The sequence below is a fragment of the Pseudaquabacterium terrae genome (genome assembly GCF_013266755.1).
Taxonomy (GTDB): Bacteria; Pseudomonadota; Gammaproteobacteria; order Burkholderiales; family Burkholderiaceae_C; genus Pseudaquabacterium; species Pseudaquabacterium terrae.
Genome location: NZ_JABRWJ010000001.1, coordinates 754,074 through 775,587, shown reverse-complemented (window position 1 = coordinate 775,587; position 21,514 = coordinate 754,074). Strand labels below are relative to the sequence as shown.

Here is a 21,514-nt window from a genome sequence, read left to right as displayed (position 1 = left end):
GGCTCAGCGAAGCGCCGTAGGGGGCTCAGATCGTCGGCGCCAGCGGTGCACCCGGGCGCTGGCTGCACTCGTCGAACAGGCGCACGCTGCATTGCGCGCAGACCGCGTCGTCGAGCCGGTGCAGCACGATGTGCGCAAGCGCGCTGTGCTTGTCGGCGAAAACGTTGTGGGCGCCGAGCCGGCCGGTGAAGCCGGTGTGCTGCCACATCGCGATCACCTGCGGGCGCGGGCGGTGGAAGTACAGGTCGCCATGCGCCTCGCGGCGGCGGATGCGCTCGTCGTCCCAGAGGTCGGCGGCGGCGAGGTCGATCGAATTCATGCTCTTGGCCATCACCAGCAGGTGGCGCTGCTCGGGCCGGCCTTCGCGCAGGCCGCGCAGGTGTTCGGCCACGTGCGGCACGGCGCCGAACCACACCGAGCCTTCCATGCGCAGCAGCTTCAGCTGCGGGCATTCGGGCAAGGCATCCGGGGGATCGTGGTCGATGACGACGAAGGGCCGGCCATGGCCCTGGCGGTCGAAGCCCATCGTGCGCAGCGCCGGCCGCGCGCTGCGGTAGAGGTAGGCCACCAGCGACAGCATCACGCCGGCCAGGATCGCAATCTCCAGCCGCAGGGTCAGCGTGGCCAGCAGCGTGGCGGCGGCGATGCCGAACTCCGGCCGGTCGAGCCGCCACAAGCGCCGCCAGCCCGCCCGATCGACCAGCCCGAAAGCCACCACCAGCAGCAGCGCGCCGACGCCGGCCAGCGGCACCCAGGCCAGCAGCGGCCCGGCGAGCGCCACCAGCGCCAGCAGCCACAGCGCTGCGCTGGCGCCGGCCAGCGGCGTGCGCGCGCCGGCTTCGAGGTTCGGCAGCGAGCGGTTCAACGAGCCGCAGGCGACGAAGCAGCCGGCGAAGGCGCCGACCGAGTTCGCCAGCCCCTGGCCGAAACACTCGCGGTTCGCATCGAGCGCCTGGCCGCTGCGCGCGGCCAGCACCTTGGCGATCGAGATCGACTGGCCGAGCGCAATGATCGTCAGCGCCAGCGCCATCGGCAGCAGTTGCGGCAGCAGCGCCACATCGAGCGGCGGCCAGTGCAGGCCGAGCCAGGCGATCGGCGGCTCGCCCAGGCGTGCGGCATGGCTGCCGAGCAGCCCGCCGCGCTGCTCGATCAGCGCCGTCAGCGCGATGCTGCCAAGCAGCGCCAGCAGCACGGTCGGCCCGCGCGGCCAGAGCCGGCGCAGCAGCAGCGCCAGCGCCAGCGTCACCCCGCCGATCGCCAGCGCGGCCGGCACGACCCCCGCGCGCAGCGCATCGATCGGGCTCGCCCGACCGCTGGCGCCGAGCACCTGCCCGAGCGCGGTCCAGGCGATCAGCAGCGCCGCGCCGCCGGTGAATCCGAGCATCACAGAGGGAGAGATGAAGTTGGCGATCGCGCCCAGCCGCGTCAGCGCCAGCAACAGTTGCATCAGCCCGACCAGCAGCGTCAGCATCAGCGCCAGCGCGACGGTGCGTGCCGGGTCGCCGCCGGCCAGCGGCAGCAGCATCGCGCCCAGCGCCAGCGAGGTCGCATTCGTCGGCCCGGACAGCACCTGCCGGCTCGACCCGGCGAGCGCCGCGACGAGGCAGGGCAGCACGGCAGTGGCCAGCCCCATCGCCGGCGGCACGCCCACCAGCGCGGCGAAGGCGATCGCCTGCGGCAGCACCAGCACCGCGCCGAGCAGGCCGGCGAGCAGGTCGGCGCGCCAGGTCGTCCGGTCGACCTCGCGCACCCACGGACCCAGCACGCGGGCGAGCAGTTCGGCGGCGCGGGCGTTCGGCATCGTGCGATTCATTCTAGAAAGCCCGCATCCGGCAGCCGCGGCCCGGCGGTCAGAATGGCCCGCGCGCTGGGCCTGCTGCTTGCCCGCTGCCGATCGACCCCCGACCCTTCGGAGAACCGATGCCGCCGACAAGCCGATTCCTCGCCCGCGCGCTCAGCGTGCTGCTGCTTGCCGCAGCGCCGCTGCTGCAGGCCGCCACGCTGCGCATCGCCAGCGCCTTCGATCCGCAGACCATGGATCCGCACGGGCTGGCGCTGCTGTACCACTCGCGCATCGCGTTCCAGGTGCACGACTGCCTGGTCGGCCGTGACGAGCAGTTCCGGCTCGAGCCGGCGCTCGCCGTGTCGTGGCAGAACACCACGCCGACCAGCTGGCGCTTCAAGCTGCGGCCCGGCGTCAAGTTCCACGACGGCACGGCGTTCACGGCCGACGACGCGGTGTTCTCGATCGAGCGCGCGCTCGGGCTCACGTCGCAGCGCGCGTTCAGCCTGAAGGGCCTGCAGTCGATCAAGAAGGTCGATGAGCTGACGATCGACTTCCACCTCTCGACGCCCGATGCGGTGTGGCCCGAGAAGCTGTGGCTGGTGGCGATGATGAGCAAGGCCTGGGCGCAGAAGCACGGCGTCGAGAAGGCGCAGGACTTCAACGGCAAGCAGGAAACGTATGCCGTGCGCAACGCGATGGGCACCGGGCCGTACCGGCTGGAAAGCTACCAGCCCGACGTCAAGCTGCTGCTGAAGCGCCATCCCGGTTACTGGGGCGCGGCCGACAAGCGCGTGGGCAACGTCGAGGACGTCAGCTTCATCGCCATCCGCAGCGACGCGACGCGGCTGGCCGCGCTGGCCTCGGGCGAGGTCGACCTGGTGCTCGACCCGCCGTTCCAGGACGTCGGCCGGCTGCAGTCCGAGGGCAAGCTGAAGGTCGAGTCGATCACCGACATCGGCACGCAGTACTTCACCTTCGACCAGTCGCGCGACGAGCTGCTGCACGGCGACGTCAAGGATCGCAATCCGTTCAAGGACCGCCGCGTGCGCCAGGCGATCGCCCATGCGCTGAACGTCGAGCTGATCGTGCAAAAGGTGCTGCGCGGGCAGGCGACGCCGACCGGCTCGTTCATCTCGCCGCTGGTCGACGGCTACCTCGCCGAGATCGACAAGCGCATCCCCTACGACCCGGCCAAGGCCCAGGCGCTGCTGAAGGCGGCCGGTTATCCGAAGGGCTTCGCGGTGACGCTCGATTGCGTCAACGTCGCCTACCGCGAGGCGGTGTGCCAGGCGGCGACCGCGATGCTGCAGCAGGTGGGCATCCGCGCCTCGCTGCGCGCCTCGCCGACGAACCAGTTCTTCCCAAAGCTGAGCCAGGCCACCTCGAGCTTCGTCGAGTTCGGCTGGACGCCGGCGCTCGACCCGTGGGCGACGCTGAACGCGCTGTTCCGCAGCTGGGACGGCACCGGTGCCGGCACCTTCAACGCCGGCCGCTACAGCAACCCGAAGCTCGACGAGCTGATCGACGCGGTGCGCACCGAGCCCGACCTGACCAAGCGGCGCGCGCGCGTCGGCGTTGCGCTGCGGTTGATCCAGGAAGACCTGCCCTACATCCCGTTGTACCGCCGCTCGCTGAACTGGGCGATGGCCAAGAAGGTCAAGGTGGTGCAGTGGCCGAACGACACGATGGAGCTGAGGTTCGTGCGTGTGCAGTGAGCGGCACGCCCGCTGCGCGCTTCGCAACCCCTAAGTGCGAGCGGGGGGCAGCGGCAAATGGCGTGAATCCGCGTGCGAGCATGCCGTCCGCTCGCCGGAGGCTCTCCGGCCTCATGACGATGGCACCTCGGACCCATGCATTGCCGCCTGCTTGCTGCTTCTCTCCTGCTCTTTCTGGTCGCCGGCTGCGGCGGCGGTGCCGACGACGGACCGACGCAGCGTGACGCGCAGGCGCGTCAGCGCATCGCCAGCGCGGTCGGTGCTTTGCCGGCCCAGGCCAATGCCAGCGAAGCGACGCAGCTGTTCGACTTCGCCGAGGCGAACTACCCGCAGTTCTTCCCGTCGCACCAGCCCGACCGCTCGGTCGACACCTGGCGCTACCGCTTCTATCCGCAGACCGGCATCTCTCTGGTGGTCGCCGACGCCAAGGTCTACGTGTTCGGCGGGCCGTTCGGCGAGCAGGCGCTGTACGTCGGCAAGGCGCATGACCTGCTGAATCCGCCGCCCAATGCAATCGCCGCGGTCAGCACGCCGGCCACGGCGAAGACCGCGTGGAACGTCGCGACGCCGGCACAGTTCACGATGACCGACACCGCCGGCCTCGCGGTCGGCGGCCCGTTCACGTGCAGCAGCGATGCGGCGGTGGCGCTCGAAGTGGCGGCCGACTGCTCGACGGTCAAGGGCCTGCGGCTCGGCGTGCAGACGATCACCGTCTCGAAGGGCGGCCTGGTCGCGAAGGCGACGATCAAGGTGATTCCGCAGCCGCAGCCGCTGGGCACCAACATGCGCGCCGGCTACAACCTGGTCGCGACGCCGGACGGCCGTGTGCTGGCCTGGGGCGAGAACTCGGGCGGCGCGCTGGGGCAGGGCCAGTTCTCCAGCCAGCTCGCTTCGCTGTTGCTGCCGACGGCGGTGAAGTCGGCGACGGGCTCGGGCGCGCTCGCGGGCATCGTCGCGGTGTCGGCGGGCGAGACCACGGCGCTTGCGCTGAGCGAGGACGGCGAGGTCCACTCCTGGGGTAACGGTGACGCGTTGGGCCGCACCAACCACAACGGCGATGCGCGCCCGGGCAGGGTGCTCGATCCAACCGGCAACGCGCCCTTGAAGCACATCGTCGCGGTGGCCGTCGGTGACGACAACGCGCTGGCGCTGGCCGACGACGGCACCGTCTTCGCCTGGGGTTCGTACACGGGCATCAACGGATCGACGACCATGAAGTTTCCGGTTTCGGTGAGCCTGCCCGGCAAGGCCGTGGCCATCGCAGCCGGTTGGAACTGGAGCGCAGTGCTGCTGGCTGATGGGCGCGTGACGAGCTGGGGCTACGAGAGCGCGGGCGCGGGCAACACGGGCCATGGCTACGTCATCAGCAGTGGCGCGCCGGCCTACGTGCTCGATCGCGCGACCGCGCAGCCGCTCGAAGGCGTGGTGGCGGTTTCGGCCGGCTACCTGCACGGCATGGCACTGACTTCATCGGGCCAGGTCTACTCCTGGGGTCGGAACAGCTGGGGCGCGTTGGGTCTGGGCAACGACAGAAGCAACCAGAGCGCTGCGGCGAAGGTCCATTCACCCACGGATGAGTGGGCGTGGGTCGGCCTGAACGCCGTGGCCGCGGGCGGCAACTTCTCGCTCGCACTGGACGCTGCCGGGAAGGTCTTTAGCTGGGGCTACGCGCAAAACGGCGAGCTCGGCGACGGCGTCAACCATCCGCGCGTCAACGAGTCGGGACTGCCGGCGGCGGTTGTCAATGCTGCGGGCTTCGGCCAGCTATCCGACATCGTCGCCATAGCCGGTGGCTACGAGCACGGTCTCGCGCTGGCTGCCGACGGCCGACTCCTGGCCTGGGGTTCTGGCTCCTCCGGCCGCCTCGGCCAGGGCGGCTCGAACACCGCACTGTCCTACGTCCCGCTCGTCGTGAAGAACGAAGCCGGCACCGCGCCGCTGAACCTCGGCCCGGTCAGCTACTGGCCCAACCTCGCGCGGCGCGGCCTGTTCTGATCCGGCAGCGATGTGCCGCCCCCCCCCCAGTTTGCAACTGGGCCGATGCGCCGCGGCCGCCTAAGCTCTGAAGTAACGGGACGACTTGCAGTGCAGTAATGACTTCGCCCTCCGCCCCTGGCGGATCCGGCGCGTGGAGAGTTGCATGCGGGTGGTCGAATGTGTCGAGATGTGCATGGCGCGGTGCCTCCCGGCGATCGCGCTGTTGCTCGTGGTGGGCGTGCCGGGCGCGCTCGGCGCGCCGGTGCATGTCGATCGCGTGGCTGGCGGGCCTGATGACAGCGCGGCGGCCGAGGTCGGGCGGGTGATCGCCGACGATGCGCCGTCCGTCGCCGCAAGCGCGCTCGAATTCGGCAGCTGGCTCGGCGACCCGGTGCTCGGCGAGGTGCTGACGCCGGCCGACTGGTTCAACAAGCCCGGTGCCCTGCAGGCGAGCGCGGCGTCGCTGGTCAATGGCGCGGGCCTGGCCGCATTGCAATTGCCGACGCTGGCCGACAGCGTCCGGCTGCCGCCGCTGAGCTTCGCCGATGTCCGCGCGCCGGGAACGCGCAGCGATGCGCGGCTGTTCAAGGATGCGTTCGGCGACGCCCAGCGGGTCGACCCCGCCGTCGGCTCCAGCGGATTGCCGGCGCTGCCCAAGTCCTTGCCGTGGTCGCTGCTGGTGGCCGCCGGCGCCGCGTTCGGCCTGCTGGTCGCCTGGCGTCGGTGGCGGCGCCACCATCACCGGCACCATCATCGCCACCACGGAACGCACACCCGCCGGGTGCATTACAGCCGCCGCGAACGATCCTAGGGGTGCGTTTCCCCCGGGATGACGATGGCGCAGGCGGCCGCGTCGGACTACTGTCGGTCTCACCAGGGCGCGCGGTTGCGTCCGGGAGGACGACGATGGCCACACCTTTCAGCGGTAAGCAGTTCACTTTCACGCAACCCGACGGCAGCACGATCCAGCTGCGCGGCTGGGGCGACCAGCACTACGCGGTGTTCGAGACCACGGACGGCTACACCGTCACGCGCAATCCGGCCACGGGCTTCTACGAGGTCGCGCAGTTGTCCGATGACGGCGAGCGGCTCGAGCCCGCGCCCGGTCCGCTCGGCCACCTCGACGGCGCGGCGGCCGCGGTGCCGCGCGGCCTGCGCATCCGGCGCGATGCGGCGCATGCGCGCGGCATCGAAGGCATGCAGCGCCTGGGCGGCCGGCGCTGCGACCAGCGGCGCGAGGAGCGCCGCGCCCAACGGCGCGCGATGCGTGCGCTGGCCGCTGCCGGCGGCCCGGTGTTCGCGCCGCCGCAGCGCGCGACGGTCGGCGATTTCGTCGGCCTGTGCCTGCTGATCGATTTCGCCGACGAACCCGGCACGATCACGCGCGAGGAGGTCGAGCGCTTCTGCAACCAGCCGGGCTATTCCGGCTTCGGCAACCACGGCTCGGTGCGCGACTACTTCTTCGACAACTCGATCGGCCGCTGCCGCTACACCAACATCGTCGCGCCGTACTACCGCGCGCTGCACCCGAAGTCGTTCTACACCGACCGCAACATCGAGCAGGGCGTGCGCGCGCGCCAGCTGATCCTCGAGGCGCTGAACCACCTGAAGGGCCAGGGCTTCGATTTCGCCGGGCTGACCCCCGATTCGGCCGGCCTGGTCTACGCGATGAACGTCTACTACGCCGGCGAGGTCGTCAACAACTGGGCCGAGGGCCTGTGGCCGCACGCCTGGCACCTGGCCAGCGCGGTGCCGCTGGCGCCGGGCCGTTCGGCGTTCGACTACCAGTTCACCGACATGAGCCAGCAGCTGGCGCTGGGCACCTTCTGCCACGAGAACGGCCACATGCTGTGCGACTACCCCGACCTGTACGACTACGGCAACGAGTCCAGCGGTGTCGGTGCCTATTGCCTGATGTGTGCGGGTAGCCACGCCACCGAGAAGAACCCGGCGCACGTCTCGGCCTACCTGAAGCGCTTGTCCGGCTGGGCCGGCAGCGTCACCAACCTCGAGCACGGCCAGCAGCTGACGCTCGAGGCCGGTGCCAATCAGTTCGCGATGTACGCGAAGAACAGCGACGAGTACTTCCTGATCGAGAACCGTGCCAAGGCCGGGCGCGATGCCGGGCTGCCCGACGAAGGCCTGGCCATCTGGCACATCGACGAGGGCGGCGACAACAGCAACGAGCTGATGACGCCGGCCAGCCACTACGAGCTGTCGCTCGAGCAGGCCGACGGCGCCTTCGCGCTCGAACGGCAGCGCGGCGGCCTGGGCGACGGCACCGACCTGTTCGGCCAGGTTGCCAAGCGCTTCGCCGACACGACCACGCCGTCGAGCAAGTGGTGGGACGGCAGTGCCTCGCGGCTGGACATCCACGCCATCTCAGCACCCGGCGGACAGATGAGCTTCAGGGTGGCGCTCGGCGACGTGGTGGTCCCGCCGCAGGTGCTGCAGAAGAGCTCGGCGCCCGACCGCGCGGTCCCCGACAACCAGGGCCTGGGTATCACCGACGTGATCGAGGTCGCCGAGTCGGTGGTTTTCGCGAGCCTGACGATCGCCGTCGACATCAGCCACAGCTACCGCGGCGACCTGCGCGTGCGGCTGATGGCGCCCTGGGGCGAGACCATCGTGCTGCATCCGAAGGGCGTCGGCGGCAATGCCGACGACCTGAAGCTGGTCTTCGACGAAGCCACGCTGCCGGCGCTGGCCGCCTGGCGCGGCCGCAATGCACAGGGCACCTGGCGGCTGACGGTGCAGGACCTGGCGCCGGCCGACAACGGGCGGCTGAACCGCTGGGCGCTGCAGTTCGCCGCCGCGACGCCGCCGGCCGGCCCGGTGACGCTGCAGGAAGCGCCCGGCACCCACATTCCCGACGACGACGCGGTCGGCATCCACCGCACGCTGCACAGCCCCGCCGCCGGCGTGATCGGCGCGATCGAGGTCACGCTGGACATCGCGCACAGCTTCATCGGCGACCTGCGCGTGCTGCTGATCTCGCCGGCCGGCAGCGAGGTCGTGCTGCACGACGGCATCGGCGGGGCGACCGACAACATCGTGAAGACCTACACCGCGGCGACGACACCGGGCCTCGCGGCGCTGGCCGGCGAAGGAATGGCCGGCGACTGGGAGCTGCGCATCGCCGACCTGGCCCGGCTCGACATCGGCAAGCTCAACGCCTGGAAGCTCGTCCTGCAGCCAGCGCTGTAGCCGGCAAGGGGAAACAGCTTCTGCGAAAATCCACGCCTTTTGCCCGAGCGGGGCGTGGACCGATGCCGTACCAGGTCAAGGAGATTTTTCGCACGCTGCAAGGCGAGGGCCGCCAGGCCGGCCGCGTTGCCGTGTTCTGCCGCTTCGCCGGCTGCAACCTGTGGAGCGGCCGCGAAGCCGACCGCGCCGAGGCGGTGTGCCGCTTCTGCGATACCGATTTCGTCGGCACCGATGGCAGCGGCGGCGGGCGATTCGCCGATGCCGCGGCGCTGGCGGCGGCGGTCGCGGCCGCCTGGGGCACGACCGAGCGCCACAACCGTTTCGTCGTGCTGACGGGCGGTGAGCCGGCACTGCAACTCGACACGCCGCTGATCGACGCGCTGCATGCGGAAGGTTTCCAGATCGCGATCGAGACCAACGGCAGCCTGCCGCTGCCGCCGGGGCTCGACTGGATCTGCGTCAGCCCGAAGGCCGGCGCACCCTGGGTGCAGCGGCGCGGCGACGAGCTGAAGCTGGTGGTTCCGCAACCCGGCATCGACCCGCTGCAGCTCGAAGCCGAAGGTGACTTCGCGCACTGGATGGTGCAGCCGATGGACGGTCCGGCGCGCGACGCGGCGACCGACTGGGCGGTTCAGTGGTGCCTGGACCACCCGCGCTGGCGCTTGTGCCTGCAGACGCACAAGATGATCGGGATCCGATGAATCAGCCCCCACGCTCACTCCGTTCGCTGCCCCCCGAGGGGGAGCGTCAGTGCCTTCGGGCGGCCGGGCGGCACTGACATGTTCGAGCTGAGCCAGTCGTTCCACTTCGACGCTGCCCACACGCTCGAGCGCCTGCACGAGACCGTCTCCAGCCGCCGCCTGCATGGCCACAGCTACCACGCCGAGGTCACGCTGGCCGGCGAGCCCGATCCGGGCAGCGGCATGGTCGCCGACCTGGCGCTGCTGCGCGGCGTGATCGCCGAGCTGCGCGGCCAGCTCGACCACCACCTGCTCGACGAGGTGCCCGGCCTGGCGCCGGCGACGCTCGAGAACCTGTGCCGCTACATGCACGCCTTCGTCGCGGCGCGGCTGCCAGGGGTGGTGCAGGTCAGTGTCGCGCGGCCGTCGAGCGGCGACCGGTGCGTGTATCGCCCGGGCCGCTGAAGGCCGCCGGACCTCAGTTGGCTCGCACCGTCACGTCGTACGGAATCAGCAGCGGTGTGCCGCCCAGTCGCGTGCCGCAGCCGGCATCGAGGCAGGCGAAGGCGCGCAGCGTGCCGGTGAAGCGGCCCACCGTCGGCAGCGTGCGCGGCTGCAGCACCAGCTGGTAGCTGAAGCTGCTGCCTTGCACGATGTTGACGCTGGCGTTGCTCTCGAACAGCGACGACGGATCCTCGACGATGACGTAAAGCGTCTGGCCGGCCAAGCTGAACAGGTCGCCGCCCAGCGTGCCCGAGATCATGTAGCTGCCGCTCGCCGAGACCCGGCCGTTCTTCGGCACCTGCGCGGTGATCGATGCCGGCTGCGGCGCGCCGACCTGCACCGCCGAGTACACCATTCCGCTGTCCGGCCCGGTGCCGCAGCCGAGCTTGGCGCACACCGCGCTCGCATAGTTGGCCACCGCGCCGAAGTTGTGGATCACGCCGCCGGTGAAGGCGCCGAGCCCGTAGACCTCGCCGTTGGCGACGCCGAGGTGGTTGCCGTTGACGTACGACCGCACCTGGAAAGTCTTGCCGTCGTGCGGCAGCTGCACGATCGGCGGCGAGTCCGGGAAGAGCTCGGGATAGGTCATCTGTGCCCAGCGGAACAGCTGCTCGGTCGTGGGCTCCGCCGCCTGCGCGGCGCCGCTGCCGCAGGCCAGCAGCAGGGCCGCGATCGGCGCGGCGATTCTTGTCGTCAGTGTCTGGCGTTTGGCCATGTGTGGGCGCTCCCTCCGGTTGAATTGGCCGCGCGAGTATAGGAATGGCGCCTGTCAAAATTCGGCCATCGTTCACTTCAGCGCGCGCCGCACCCTCCCGCATGACCCTCGACAGCGGTCTCAACGCCGATTGGCGCGCGCGCAGCCTGCGCGCGGTCTGGCATCCGTGCACGCAGATGAAGCTGCACGAGCAGGGCGGCGCACCGCTTCTGCCGGTGGCGCGCGCCGAGGGCGTGTGGCTCCACGACCACGAGGGTCGGCGTTTCCTCGATGCGATCAGCTCCTGGTGGGTCAACTTGTTCGGCCACGGCCACCCGGCGATCCGCGCGGCGCTGATCGATCAGTTGCAGACGCTGGACCACGTGATGCTCGCCGGCTGCACGCATGCGCCGGTGATCGAGCTGTCGGAGCGGCTCGGCGTGCTGACGGGCCTGGGGCATGCCTTCTATGGCAGCGATGGCGCGTCGGCGACGGAAATAGCGCTCAAGATGAGCGCCCATTGCTGGCGCAACCGCGGCCGGCCGGCGAAGAGCCGCTTCGTCGGCCTGGCCGGCGGCTACCACGGCGAGACGGTCGGCGCGCTGGCGGTGACCGACATCGCGCTGTTCCGCGAAGCCTATGCGCCGCTGGTGCGCCTGGCCGCGACGGTGATGAGCCCGGACGCGCGCGGTGCCGAAGCCGGTGAGGGCGCGCGCGAGGTCGCGTTGCGCGCCGCCGCGGCGCTGGAGGCCTGGCTCGATGAGCACCACGCCGAGACCGCGGCGCTGATCGTCGAGCCGCTGATCCAGTGCGCCGCCGGCATCGCGATGCACGACCCCGAGTACCTGCGCCGCGCCCGCGCGCTGTGCGACCGCTACGACGTGCACCTGGTGGTCGACGAGATAGCGACCGGCTTCGGCCGCACCGGCACGCTGTTCGCGCACCAGCAGGCCGGCATCACGCCGGACCTGATCTGCTTGTCCAAGGGGCTGACCGGCGGCACGCTGCCGCTCGCGGCCGTGCTGTGCACCGAATCGATCTACGAGGCTTTCTACGACGATCAGGTGGCGCGCGGCTTCCTGCATTCCCATTCGTACACCGGCAACCCGCTCGCCTGCCGCGCCGCGCTGGCGGTGCTCGACCTGTTCGATGAGACCGATGCGCTGGCGCGCAATGTCGACACCGCGCAGCGGCTCGACGCGGCCTTCGCGCCGCTGTCGGCGCATCCGCGCATCCGGCATGCGCGCCGCTGCGGCATGGTCTGGGCCTGGGACGTCGCCGATGCGCCGGCCGACTTCGCGCGCCGCTACCACTGCCATGCGCTGGACCAGGGCCTGCTGCTGCGCCCGATCGGCCCGACGCTCTACACGATGCCGCCCTACGTGATCGACGACGAGGGCATCGCGCTGCTCGCGCGCGGCTCGCTGGTGGCGCTGGAAGCCACGCTGGCCGATGCTTGAGCAGCCAGGCGCCCGCGGTGTGTTCGTCGTCGGCACCGACACCGGCGTCGGCAAGACATTGATCGCCGCCGGGTTGCTGCATGCCTTCGCGCGGCGCCGCGCGCGCGTCGTCGGCATGAAGCCGGTGGCCGCCGGCGCGGTCCCGGATCCTGACACTCGGGGGGACGGCTGGGCCAGCGAAGACGCGCTGGCGCTGCGCGCCGCGTCGACGCTACGGGTCTCGGCAGCACTCGACAACCCCGTGCTGCTGCCCGAGCCCTTGTCGCCGCACCTGGCGGCCGCGCGGACCGGGCAGCGCATTTCGGTGGACGCGCTGGTTGAAAGTTATCACGCACTGGCTGCCCAGGCCGACGCGGTGGTCGTCGAAGGCGCCGGCGGCCTGCTGGTGCCGCTGTCCGACGACGCGACCGGCGCCGACCTGGCGCGCGCGCTCGGGCTGCCGCTGCTGCTCGTCGTCGGCCTGCGCCTGGGCTGCCTGAACCACGCGCTGCTGACGGCCGAGGCGATCGCCGCGCGCGGCCTGGTGCTCGCCGGCTGGGTCGCCAACCGGATCGACCCGGCGATGTCGTGCGTCGACGACAACATCGCGACGCTCCAGCGCCGCCTGCCCGCGCCGCTGTGGGCCGACGTGCCGCACGGCGCGCTGAATGCGCGCCATCTTCCCTTCAACGAGACGCTGATCGATGACTTCCTGGCTCGATGATTTCGACACCCGCCTGGCCGAGCTCGACGCCGCTGGCCTGACACGGCGCCGCCGCGTCGTGTTGCCCGCGGCCCCGGCCGAGGCCAGCAGCACGCGGCTGATCGTCGACGGCGAAATCCTGCTGGCCTTCTGCAGCAACGACTACCTCGGCCTCGCCGGCCATCCGGCGCTGGTCGACGCGCTGTGCGCCGGTGCGCGCGAGTTCGGCGTCGGCTCGGGCGCGTCGCCGCTGGTCAGTGGGCACTCGGCCGCCAACGCGTCGCTGGAGCGCGAGCTGGCGGCCTTCGTCGGCCTGCCGCGCGCGCTGTACTTCTACGCCGGCTACGGCACCAACATCGGCATCGTGCCGGCGCTGGTCGGCGCCGGCGACGCGCTGCATTCCGATGCGCTGAACCATGCCTGCCTGATCGACGGCGCGCGGCTCGCGCGCGCATCGATCCACCGTTATGCGCATGCCGACCTCGATGCGCTGGACGCCGCGCTCGCCGCGCGCCCGGCGCGGCGCCAGCTGGTGATCACCGACGCGGTCTTCAGCATGGACGGCGACGTGGCCGACCTGCGCGCGCTGCTGGCGCTGTGCGAGCGCCACGACGCGCTGCTGCTGATCGACGATGCGCACGGCTTCGGCGTGCTCGGCCCCCAGGGCCGCGGCGCGCTCGCCGCCGCCGGCCTGACCGGCACCAACGCCTCGCGCCGCGTGTTGTACATGGCGACGCTGGGCAAGGCGCTCGGCGTTGCCGGCGCCTTCGTCGCCGGCAATGACGTGCTGATCGAATGGCTGCTGCAGAAGACGCGCAGCTACATCTTCGCCACTGCCGCGCCGGCGGCGCTGGCGCAGTCGCTGCGCGCGAGCTTGCGGCTCGTCGAAGCCGACGACTGGCGCCGCACGCACCTGCAGGCATTGATCGCGCGCCTGAAGCGCGGCCTGGCCGGCCTGCCGTGGACGCTGACCGACTCACCGACCCCCATCCAGCCGTTGATCATCGGCGGCAACCGCGAGGCGCTGGCGGTGATGGAGGGCCTGCGCGAACGCGGCCTGTGGGTGCCGGCGATCCGCCCGCCGACGGTGCCCGAGGGCAGCGCGCGGCTGCGCATCACACTGAGTGCCGCGCACCGCGACGAGGACGTCGATCGGCTCACCGGCGCGCTGCACGACATCGCGCGGCGCGCCTGAGGCGTCAGACCAGCGTCACGTCGATCCAGCCGCGCAGGCTGTTGAAGAAGGCGATGCGCCGGACTTGCGGCAGCTCGTCGACCCGCACGACCGCTTCGCTGACGCGCCCCTCGCGCAGCGCGGCGGCGCGGCCGATGCCGTCGAGCAGCCCGCAGTGCAGTGGCGGCGTGACCCAGCGGCCGTCGGCGAGCTCGAAGCAGGCGTTGCCGCGGGTGAATTCGGTCAGCTCGCCAGCGGCGTTCCACAGCAGCGTGTCGAAGGCGCCCGGATCGCGCGGCGCGAGCGCGTCGTAGTGCGCGCGGCGCGTGGTCTTGAAACGCACGAACTCGCCGCCGGCCTCGGCCAAGGCCGACGCGGCAAGCTGCACGCGCCGCGGGCCCGGCCAGTCCTCGTGCGCATGCACCTCGAGCGCCGGCTGCCCGGCGACATCGACCAGCAGCCGCACGCGCCAGCAGCCCTGCGGCCGTTCGGCGGCCAGGGCGTCCAGCGCGGCGCCGATCACACCCGGATCACACGCGAAGCCGAAATGCGCCGCGGCGCGCGCGAGCCGCGCGAGGTGCGCATCACGCTCGCGAAACACGCCGCCGTCCAGCCGCATCGTCTCGAGCAGCGCGAAGGGCGCGCTCGCCCGCTCGACGAATCCGCGCTTGGTGCGCCACTCCTGCCACTCGCCGTCGGCGCGCGCGTCGGCGGTGATGCCGCTGCCGATGCCGCAGGTGGCGCGGTCGCCGGCCAGGCGCAGCGTGCGGATCGGCACGTTGAAGGTGGCCGCGCCGCCCGGCTGCACGATGCCGACCGCGCCGCAGTAGACGCCGCGCGGCGCGGGCTCCAGCCGCCGGATCATCCGCATCGCCTGCACCTTCGGCGCGCCGGTGACCGAGCCGCAGGGGAACAGCGCCGCGAACACATCGGTCAGCGTGGTGCCCGGCCGCGTGCGCGCCTCGACCACCGAGCTCATCTGCCACACCGTCGGCCAGGCCTGCAGTGCGAACAGCCGCGGCACGTGGACCGAGAAAGGCTCGGCGAAACGCGACAGGTCGTTGCGGATCAGGTCGACGATCATCAGGTTCTCGGCGCGCTCCTTGTCGGAGGCGCGCAGCGCGGCGGCAAGCGCGGCGTCCTCGTCGGGCGTGTTGCCGCGCGCCGCGGTGCCCTTCATCGGGCGGGATTCGATGCGGCCGTCGTCCCAATGGAAGAACAGCTCGGGCGAGGCCGACAGGATCTGCTCGTGGCCGGCGTCGATGAAGGCGGCATATGCGCGCGGCTGGGCACGGCGCAGGGCATCGAAGAGCGCCCGCGGATCGCCGGCGCACAGGCGGCCCTGCAGCGTCGCGGTGTGGTTGACCTGGTACAGCTCGCCGGCGGCGATCGCCGCGAGGATGTGCGAGATGTCGGCATCGAAGCGTGAGCGCGGCGGCAGGTCCTGCCAGTCGACCCGCGCGCCGTCGCGAACCGGCGCCGGCAGCGGCAGCGCCTCCTCGTGCACGCCGAACCAGGCCAGCGGTCCGGCGTTCGAATCATGCGGATGGGTGACCAGCGCCGCATCGAAGGCCGGCGCCGCTTCGTAGCGCAGGTAACCGACGCACCAGCGGCCCTGCGCGGCTTCATCGGCCACCGCATCGAGCACGCCGCGCACGCCGCCTACCGTGTGCGTCGCATGCACGCGCAGCGGCGCGCCGAAACCGAGCTGAACGGCCGGGTCGGCGAAGTCGATCAGCGCGTGCAAGGTGGGCGAGTCACTCATGCGCTGACGATCCAGCCTTCGAGCGTGTCGACGGTCGCCGGTACGCCCCAGCCCGGCTGCGCCGATGCCCAGGCCGCCTGCACCAGGCACAGCGCCGCATCCAGCGCATCGCCGCTGGCATCGTCGACCAGCGCCGCATGCTGCGCGGGGGTCAGCTTCAGCCGCCGCTCGAGCCGCGTGCGGCCCTGTTCCAGCGCCTCGACGAGGTCCTTGCGCGCGATCAGCCGCTCAGGCGTCTGCTTCGCGGCCTCGTCGCTCTTGTACGAGCGCCGGCCGAGGACCTCGCGCGCGAGCAGGCCCGGGTAGGCCTCCAGCGCGATGCGCGCCGCATCGGCCGCCACCGGCTGGTGCCCCGGAAAGACCGCGCCCGCGGCGCGCAGCAGCGGCACGCCCGCATGCAGCATCCAGGCCACCGGCGGGTTGACCCACTTCATCGACGGGCTCGACCCGGCCGGCCCGTCGCACGCGCGGTGCGCGAACTTGCCGCCCGCGGGCCGCTGCGCGCAGAACGCCGCGAAGGTCTCGCGGATCAGCGGCCGCGTCATTTGCGCGTAATGATCGATGCACGCCGGCCAGTCCAGCGGCCAGCCGAGCGTCTCGACCAGCTCGCGCGGCAGCCCGAACGGCAGGTCGAAGCCGCCGATCCACGCCGGCTGCGCGGCCAGCCATGCGCCCAAGGCCTCGTGCGTGCGAAAGCGCTCGAGCCGCTGCAGCTGCACCACCGCGCCGCGCGCGGCGCCCACCGCCACGACCACCGGCTTGCGGCGCGTCGGGCTGCTGGAGAAGTCGACGCCGATCAGCATCGGCGCTCAGCTTCTTCGGCGGTCGTGCTCGGCCTGCGCGTGAAAGTCCTTCTTCTGCGCATACATCAGCTTGTCGGCCCGGTGCAGCGCGGCCTCCAGCCGTTCACCCGGTTCCGAGACCGCGACGCCGATCGACAGGCCCAGCGGCTCGCCGCTGTGGAACTGGTTGTTCAGCTCGACCAGCTCGTGGATCTGCGCGACCAGCAGCTCCGCCGCGTGCGCATCGCCGCCCGGGATCAGCAGCGCGAATTCATCGCCGCCGATGCGCGCGGCGGTGGCCGGCGCCTCGACCGCCTTGGCCAGCACCTCGCCGGCGCGGCGCAGCACCGCGTCGCCGGCGCGGTGGCCGCGCTCGTCGTTGACCTGCTTCAGCCCGTTCAGGTCGATCACCACCAGCGCCACCGGCTGCACGCCCTTGCGTTCGAGCCGGTTCAGCTCGTCGTCGAAGAACGAGCGGTTGCGCAGCTTGGTCAGCGCATCGTGCTTGCCGAGGAACTCGAGGTAACTCTCGGCCTTCTTGCGCGCGGTGATGTCGGTCAGCGACACCTGCACCAGCGACCAGTCGTCCTCGTGCCCCGGCAGCACCGCGAACTGCAGGTGCACGTGCAGCATCTCGCCGTCGAGCGCGTAGTTGACCGTCTCACGCTGCTGGAACAGCTTGCCCTGCCACAGCTCGATCAGCTGCTCGGTGAAGGGCCGCTGCATCTCGTCGCGGAAGATGTCGGGCAGGCGCTGCAGCAGCGTCGCCTTGTCCGGGGCGCGGAACATCGTCAGCGTCTGCCGGTTGACGTCGACCACCCGGATCTCGGCCATGCAGCGCTCGACGAACTCGGGATGCACGTCGGTGAAGACGCGGAAGTCGGTGATGCCGCGCTCGCGCAGCTCATCGATCAGGCGCTTGACCTGGCTGAAGTCCTCGACCCACAGCGACACCGGCGAGTGCTCGAACAGGCCCAGCGCATAACGCTCGCTGCGCTCCAGCGCGCGGCGCGCCTGCTCGCGCGCCGACAGGTCCTCCAGCGACAGCAGCACGCGGCGCCAGTCCTGCTCGTGACCGGGCAGCACGCGCACCTGCAGCGCGACGTCCAGGCGGCGGCCGTCGAGCGAGTAGTTGACGGTGTGGCTGCCGTAGGCCAGCGCCCCGTTCCACAGCTGTACCAGCTCCTCGATATGGTGATCGAGCATGTCGTCGCGGAACACGCGATCCAGGCTGCCCATCAGCTGCGCCAGGTCGGCGGCGCCGAAGAGCTCCAGCGTGCGGCGGTTGACCTGCAGCACCAAGATCGCACGCGTGCACTCGCGCACCCGGGCGCGGTCGGCGCGCAGGAAGGCGCGCAGGTCGCGCACGCCCTCGGCGCGCCAGCGCTGGAACAGGGTCGCCACGCCGCTGAAGTCCTCCAGCCACAACGACACCGGCGCCAGCTCGAACATCTGGGCCAGATCCTGGTCGTTCAGCGGGGAAGTCGGCATGGTGTCGGGCTGGGGTCTGGCGGGGGACGCCGCGCAGTCTCGCATGCCCTCCGCGGCGCGGATGGCCCGAACGGGCCATGGCCGAACCTCGAGCCGGGCGATGACGCGCGGCGCGGCGCCGCGCACACTGCGACGCATGAACCCGCTGCCGATCTTCTTCCGCTCCGTTGCGCCGCTGCCGGTGGTGCTGCCGACCACCGCCTGGCAGATCCGCATCCCGACCGCGCCGCCGCCGGCCCCGCCCCCGCCGCTGAGCCTGCGCTTCTTCGCCCGCGACCGCAGCGTCTTCATCGACGGCGAGTACTTGATCAAGGGTGTCGCCGGCGCGATTTGCTGGAAGCTCGCGCGCCGCCACGCCGACACGGCCCAAGCCGACTTCACGACGCGTGAGCTGCGGCTGGCCGCCGACGAGCTCGGCCTGCCCGACGTCAAGGACAACGTCGACGTGCGCCTGCTGCTGCTGCAGCGGCGCCTGGCCGAGCGGGGCGGTGCGCTGCGCATCGAGCGCACCGGGCGCGGGCGTTATCGCTTCGTCGTTGCCGGGCGCTCGTTGCGGCTGCAGGCCGAGGACTGACGCTCAGGCCGTCGCCAGCGCGATCACGCCGCCGGCGATGCAGGCGGCGCCGAGCAGGCGCAGCCCGCGGTCGCTCTCGCCGAGCAGGCGGCCGCCGATCAGCGCGGCGAACAGCATCGACACCTCGCGCGCCGGCGCGACGAGCGACAGCGGCGCCTGCTGCACGGCATACAGCACCAGCAGGTAGCTCAGCGGGCTGAGCGCGGCCACCAGCAGCACGGCCCGCCAGGAGGCCCGCGTCTCGCGCGCCAGGCCCGCCCGGTCGGCCCACGCGGTGGGCAGCAGCAGGTGGATCCGCAACAGGTTGCCGATCCAGCAGACCAGCATCGGCGAGATCAGCAGCACCTTGACCGCATAGGCGTCGATCACCGTGTAGGTGGCGATCGCCAGGCCGGTGAAGCCGCCCCAGGCCAGGCCCGCGCGCACGCGCTGTCGCTGCGCCGGATCGTGCGCCGCGCTCCACAGCCTGGGGCCCCCGGCAATCAGGAACACGCCGGCGGTGATACCGAGCACGCCGGCGATGCCCTGCGCGCCCAGCGTCTCGCCGAGCACCAGCACCGCCGCGAAACTGCTGACCAGCGGCCCGGTGCCGCGCGCCACCGGGTAGACGACGGTCAACTCGGCGGCCCGGTAGCCGGCCAGCAGCGCCCGGATGTACACCAGGTTCGCGACCGCGCTGGCCAGCAGCAGCGACCACTCGGCGAGGCCCCAGCGCGGCAGCGCGTCGATCGCGAGCCACAGCCCGAGCGGCGACCACAGCAGCACGATGAACACCGAGCTCAGCAGCGGAAAGTGCGGACCGGCGTTGATCTTCTTCGCGACGATGTTCCAGGCGGCGTGCAGCAGCGCGGCGACGAGCACCAGTGCGAGGGCGGTCAAGGGCATCGGCGCATTCTCGCCAGCCGCCCGCCGCGACTACAGTCGGTCCATGAGCTTCACGACGAACCCCGACCTGGTCCACGTGCTGCGCGGCGGCGCGATCGAATCCTTCCACCGCGGCGCGCTGGCGGTGGTCGATGCCGACGGCACGCTGCGCTGCGCGCTCGGCGACATCGAGCGGCCGGTGTTCCCGCGCTCGGCGGTCAAGGTGCTGCAGGCACTGCCGCTGGTGGCCAGCGGCGCGGCCGACACCTTCGGCCTGTCCGACGAGGAGCTCGCACTGGCCTGTGCCTCGCACCGCGGCGAGCCGCGCCATGCCGAGACGGCGCGGAGCATGCTGAACAAGGCCGGGCTGGACGCCGGCGCACTGGAGTGCGGTGCGCACTGGCCCTACGACGAGGCGGCCACACGGGCGCTCGCCGCTCGCGGCGAGACGCCGAGCGCGCTGCACAACAACTGCTCCGGCAAGCACTCGGGCTTCGTCTGCGTCGGTTGCCTGATGGCGCGCGCCGCCGGCGTCGAGCCGGCCGCGTACCTCCGTGGTTATGTGAAGCCCGGGCACCCGGTGATGCGCGAGGTCGGCGCCGCGCTGCAGGCGGCCACCGGCTGGGACCTGGCGGCCACGCCGGCCGGCACCGACGGCTGCTCGATCCCGACCTACGCGATCCCGCTGCGCGCGCAGGCGCTGGCCTTCGCACGCATCGCCACCGGCCACGGCCTCGCGCCCGGCCATGCGGCGGCCGCGCGCCGGCTGCGCGCCGCGGTGGCGGCCGCGCCGTTCTTCGTCTCCGGCAGCGGCCGCTTCGACACGCGGGTGATGGAGCGCCTGGGCGAACGGGTCTTCTGCAAGGTCGGCGCCGAAGGCATGTACTGCGCCGCGCTGCCCGAGCAGGGCTTGGGGCTAGCGATCAAGATGGACGACGGCAACAACGCCCGCGGCGCCGAGGTCGTGATGGCCGCGGTGATCGAGGCGCTGGTGCGGCTGGACGAGGGTGAACGGGCCTTCATGCAGGACTTCAGCGCGCCGGTGCTGACGAACTGGAACGGCATCGAGGTTGGTGCGCTGCGGGCGAGCGAGGGCTTGCGGGCGGCGCTGGCCTGACAACCGTCACTCGAACGGATAGCGCACGCCAATCTGCGCGCGCAGCGCATCCATCCAGCGCAGGGTCGCGATCGTTTCGTCCAGCGGCATCAGCGGGCTCTCGATCGCCCCGGCGCGGATGCAGCGCATCGCCTCGATGACTTCGTACTCGAAGCCGTTGATGCCGAACGGCGCGTCGATCACCGTCGGCGATTCGCCGCTGCGCTGCAGCAGCGCGCGCCGCGCTTCCCAGAAGTGCTCGGGCAGCGTGATGACGCCGTCGCGGCCGAAGATGCGCATGCCGTTGTCGGCGCTGCCGTCGAAGCCGCAGACGAACTGCGCGGCGATGCCGTCGGCGAAGCCGAGCATCACCGCCAGGCGCTGGTCGACGCCGGTCGGGCCTTTCAGCGCGCGGGCGTGCAGGGTCGGCGCTTCGTCGACGTCGATGCCCGCCTGTTGCAGCGCCCAGCGCGTGAGGCTCAGGTTGTAGACCCCGATGTCGAGCAGCGCGCCGCCGGCCTGCGCCGGATCGTGCGCGCGCGACGTGGCGTCGAACGGCGTGTGAAAGCAGAAGCTCGACTGGATGGCGCGCAGCGGGCCGATCGCCTGTTCGCGCAGCCACTGGCCGACGGTTTGATACGCCGGCAGGAAGCGCGACCACAGCGCCTCCATCAGGAAGACGCCGCGCTCGCGCGCCAGCGCGGCCAGCCGCGCCGCGGTGGCCGCATCGGTGACCAGCGGCTTCTCGCACAGCACCGGCTTGCCGGCAGCCAGGCACTGTTCGATCGCCGCGGCGTGGAAGGCATGCGGTGTCGCGATGTACACCGCGTCGAGCCCGGGCTCGGCGAGCAGCGCGGCGATCGAATCGGTGCTGCGCACGCTGGGCTTGTCTTCGCGCACCCACTGCGCCGCGAAGGCCGCGGCACGCGCCGCATCGCGGCCCTGCACCATCGCCAGCCGGCTGTCCGGCAGCCGTTGCACCGCATCGGCAAAACGCTGCGCGATGCCGCCCGGGCCGATCAGGCCCCATGCAAAATGTTCGCCCATGCGCGCGATTGTGTCG

The 21,514-nt window shown here is 71.6% G+C and carries 18 protein-coding genes; 11 read left to right on the top strand and 7 right to left on the bottom strand.

Translation table 11 applies throughout. From position 1 onward, the window contains the following. Positions 1 to 25: 25 nt before the first annotated feature. Positions 26 to 1,801, bottom strand: coding sequence for a SulP family inorganic anion transporter (locus HLB44_RS03520; protein WP_173120626.1), 1,776 nt, complete (start codon positions 1,799 to 1,801; stop codon positions 26 to 28). A gap of 119 nt (positions 1,802 to 1,920) precedes the next feature. On the opposite strand from HLB44_RS03520, the gene HLB44_RS03515 reads away from it, so the two are divergent. The 6 genes from HLB44_RS03515 (at position 1,921) to HLB44_RS03490 (ending at position 9,830) form a co-directional block, all read left to right on the top strand. Continuing rightward, complete coding sequence (locus tag HLB44_RS03515; RefSeq protein WP_173120624.1) at positions 1,921 to 3,501, top strand: ABC transporter substrate-binding protein; 1,581 nt, start codon at positions 1,921 to 1,923, stop codon at positions 3,499 to 3,501. Positions 3,502 to 3,636: 135 nt separating this feature from the next. After that, a complete protein-coding gene (locus HLB44_RS03510; protein ID WP_173120622.1) occupies positions 3,637 to 5,496 on the top strand; it encodes an RCC1 domain-containing protein in 1,860 nt (619 codons plus the stop codon). Between the two features lie 175 nt (positions 5,497 to 5,671). Then, positions 5,672 to 6,289: a hypothetical protein gene (locus HLB44_RS03505; protein ID WP_173120620.1), complete on the top strand. Its 618-nt coding sequence runs from the start codon at positions 5,672 to 5,674 to the stop codon at positions 6,287 to 6,289. A gap of 95 nt (positions 6,290 to 6,384) precedes the next feature. Next, positions 6,385 to 8,685: a M6 family metalloprotease domain-containing protein gene (locus HLB44_RS03500; RefSeq protein ID WP_173120618.1), complete on the top strand. Its 2,301-nt coding sequence runs from the start codon at positions 6,385 to 6,387 to the stop codon at positions 8,683 to 8,685. 62 nt (positions 8,686 to 8,747) lie between these two features. Further along, positions 8,748 to 9,386, top strand: coding sequence for a 7-carboxy-7-deazaguanine synthase (queE, locus tag HLB44_RS03495; protein ID WP_173120616.1), 639 nt, complete (start codon positions 8,748 to 8,750; stop codon positions 9,384 to 9,386). A gap of 78 nt (positions 9,387 to 9,464) precedes the next feature. Then, positions 9,465 to 9,830, top strand: a complete 366-nt coding sequence (locus HLB44_RS03490) for a 6-pyruvoyl trahydropterin synthase family protein (RefSeq protein ID WP_173120614.1) — start codon at positions 9,465 to 9,467, stop codon at positions 9,828 to 9,830. Between the two features lie 13 nt (positions 9,831 to 9,843). On the opposite strand, the gene HLB44_RS03485 is transcribed toward HLB44_RS03490, so the two are convergent. Next, positions 9,844 to 10,584, bottom strand: coding sequence for a hypothetical protein (locus HLB44_RS03485; protein WP_173120612.1), 741 nt, complete (start codon positions 10,582 to 10,584; stop codon positions 9,844 to 9,846). Between the two features lie 101 nt (positions 10,585 to 10,685). On the opposite strand from HLB44_RS03485, the gene HLB44_RS03480 reads away from it, so the two are divergent. Genes HLB44_RS03480 through bioF form a run of 3 tightly spaced genes read left to right on the top strand, consistent with a single transcriptional unit; the run spans position 10,686 to position 13,900 of the window. Further along, positions 10,686 to 12,023, top strand: a complete 1,338-nt coding sequence (locus tag HLB44_RS03480; RefSeq protein WP_173120610.1) for an adenosylmethionine--8-amino-7-oxononanoate transaminase — start codon at positions 10,686 to 10,688, stop codon at positions 12,021 to 12,023. Then, positions 12,016 to 12,726 (top strand): dethiobiotin synthase, encoded by a 711-nt coding sequence (gene bioD, locus HLB44_RS03475; protein ID WP_173120607.1) that lies wholly within the window; start codon positions 12,016 to 12,018, stop codon positions 12,724 to 12,726. The genes HLB44_RS03480 and bioD overlap by 8 nt, the downstream gene beginning before the upstream one ends. After that, positions 12,707 to 13,900 carry an 8-amino-7-oxononanoate synthase gene (bioF, locus tag HLB44_RS03470; protein ID WP_173120605.1) on the top strand — a complete coding sequence of 398 codons (1,194 nt, stop codon included), beginning with the start codon at positions 12,707 to 12,709 and terminating at the stop codon, positions 13,898 to 13,900. Before bioD ends, bioF begins: the two co-directional genes overlap by 20 nt. A 4-nt stretch (positions 13,901 to 13,904) precedes the next feature. Here bioF and pabB read toward each other — a convergent pair whose 3' ends face one another. Genes pabB through HLB44_RS03455 form a run of 3 tightly spaced genes read right to left on the bottom strand, consistent with a single transcriptional unit; the run spans position 13,905 to position 17,917 of the window. Beyond that, the gene (gene pabB / locus HLB44_RS03465) at positions 13,905 to 15,644 is read right to left on the bottom strand and encodes an aminodeoxychorismate synthase component I (protein ID WP_173120603.1); all 1,740 of its coding nucleotides are present in this window, start codon (positions 15,642 to 15,644) and stop codon (positions 13,905 to 13,907) included. Beyond that, on the bottom strand, positions 15,641 to 16,447 hold the full coding sequence (locus HLB44_RS03460) for a DUF429 domain-containing protein (RefSeq protein WP_173120601.1): 807 nt from the start codon (positions 16,445 to 16,447) through the stop codon (positions 15,641 to 15,643). Before HLB44_RS03460 ends, pabB begins: the two co-directional genes overlap by 4 nt. Before the next feature lie 6 nt (positions 16,448 to 16,453). Next, a complete protein-coding gene (locus HLB44_RS03455) occupies positions 16,454 to 17,917 on the bottom strand; it encodes a sensor domain-containing diguanylate cyclase (RefSeq protein WP_246312021.1) in 1,464 nt (487 codons plus the stop codon). Positions 17,918 to 18,053: 136 nt separating this feature from the next. Here HLB44_RS03455 and HLB44_RS03450 point away from each other — a divergent pair, with 136 nt between their 5' ends. Further along, positions 18,054 to 18,491 carry a hypothetical protein gene (locus HLB44_RS03450; RefSeq protein ID WP_173120597.1) on the top strand — a complete coding sequence of 146 codons (438 nt, stop codon included), beginning with the start codon at positions 18,054 to 18,056 and terminating at the stop codon, positions 18,489 to 18,491. Positions 18,492 to 18,494: 3 nt separating this feature from the next. Here the strand turns inward: HLB44_RS03450 and HLB44_RS03445 are convergent, their stop codons facing one another. Beyond that, positions 18,495 to 19,376, bottom strand: a complete 882-nt coding sequence (locus HLB44_RS03445) for a DMT family transporter (RefSeq protein WP_173120595.1) — start codon at positions 19,374 to 19,376, stop codon at positions 18,495 to 18,497. A gap of 43 nt (positions 19,377 to 19,419) precedes the next feature. On the opposite strand from HLB44_RS03445, the gene HLB44_RS03440 reads away from it, so the two are divergent. Beyond that, the gene (locus tag HLB44_RS03440; RefSeq protein ID WP_173120593.1) at positions 19,420 to 20,472 is read left to right on the top strand and encodes an asparaginase; all 1,053 of its coding nucleotides are present in this window, start codon (positions 19,420 to 19,422) and stop codon (positions 20,470 to 20,472) included. 6 nt (positions 20,473 to 20,478) lie between these two features. Here HLB44_RS03440 and HLB44_RS03435 read toward each other — a convergent pair whose 3' ends face one another. Beyond that, on the bottom strand, positions 20,479 to 21,498 hold the full coding sequence (locus tag HLB44_RS03435; RefSeq protein ID WP_173120591.1) for a Gfo/Idh/MocA family protein: 1,020 nt from the start codon (positions 21,496 to 21,498) through the stop codon (positions 20,479 to 20,481). Positions 21,499 to 21,514 lie beyond the last annotated feature (16 nt).

Bases quoted from the DNA above. Each gene is read 5' to 3' on its own strand.
- HLB44_RS03520 (WP_173120626.1), bottom strand. From the start codon at position 1,801: ATGCCGAACGCCCGCGCCGCCGAACTGCTCGCCCGCGTGCTGGGTCCG.
- HLB44_RS03515 (WP_173120624.1), top strand. From the start codon at position 1,921: ATGCCGCCGACAAGCCGATTCCTCGCCCGCGCGCTCAGCGTGCTGCTG.
- HLB44_RS03510 (WP_173120622.1), top strand. From the start codon at position 3,637: ATGCATTGCCGCCTGCTTGCTGCTTCTCTCCTGCTCTTTCTGGTCGCC.
- HLB44_RS03505 (WP_173120620.1), top strand. From the start codon at position 5,672: ATGGCGCGGTGCCTCCCGGCGATCGCGCTGTTGCTCGTGGTGGGCGTG.
- HLB44_RS03500 (WP_173120618.1), top strand. From the start codon at position 6,385: ATGGCCACACCTTTCAGCGGTAAGCAGTTCACTTTCACGCAACCCGAC.
- queE (WP_173120616.1), top strand. From the start codon at position 8,748: ATGCCGTACCAGGTCAAGGAGATTTTTCGCACGCTGCAAGGCGAGGGC.
- HLB44_RS03490 (WP_173120614.1), top strand. From the start codon at position 9,465: ATGTTCGAGCTGAGCCAGTCGTTCCACTTCGACGCTGCCCACACGCTC.
- HLB44_RS03485 (WP_173120612.1), bottom strand. From the start codon at position 10,584: ATGGCCAAACGCCAGACACTGACGACAAGAATCGCCGCGCCGATCGCG.
- HLB44_RS03480 (WP_173120610.1), top strand. From the start codon at position 10,686: ATGACCCTCGACAGCGGTCTCAACGCCGATTGGCGCGCGCGCAGCCTG.
- bioD (WP_173120607.1), top strand. From the start codon at position 12,016: ATGCTTGAGCAGCCAGGCGCCCGCGGTGTGTTCGTCGTCGGCACCGAC.
- bioF (WP_173120605.1), top strand. From the start codon at position 12,707: ATGACTTCCTGGCTCGATGATTTCGACACCCGCCTGGCCGAGCTCGAC.
- pabB (WP_173120603.1), bottom strand. From the start codon at position 15,644: ATGAGTGACTCGCCCACCTTGCACGCGCTGATCGACTTCGCCGACCCG.
- HLB44_RS03460 (WP_173120601.1), bottom strand. From the start codon at position 16,447: ATGCTGATCGGCGTCGACTTCTCCAGCAGCCCGACGCGCCGCAAGCCG.
- HLB44_RS03455 (WP_246312021.1), bottom strand. From the start codon at position 17,917: ATGCCGACTTCCCCGCTGAACGACCAGGATCTGGCCCAGATGTTCGAG.
- HLB44_RS03450 (WP_173120597.1), top strand. From the start codon at position 18,054: ATGAACCCGCTGCCGATCTTCTTCCGCTCCGTTGCGCCGCTGCCGGTG.
- HLB44_RS03445 (WP_173120595.1), bottom strand. From the start codon at position 19,376: ATGCCCTTGACCGCCCTCGCACTGGTGCTCGTCGCCGCGCTGCTGCAC.
- HLB44_RS03440 (WP_173120593.1), top strand. From the start codon at position 19,420: ATGAGCTTCACGACGAACCCCGACCTGGTCCACGTGCTGCGCGGCGGC.
- HLB44_RS03435 (WP_173120591.1), bottom strand. From the start codon at position 21,498: ATGGGCGAACATTTTGCATGGGGCCTGATCGGCCCGGGCGGCATCGCG.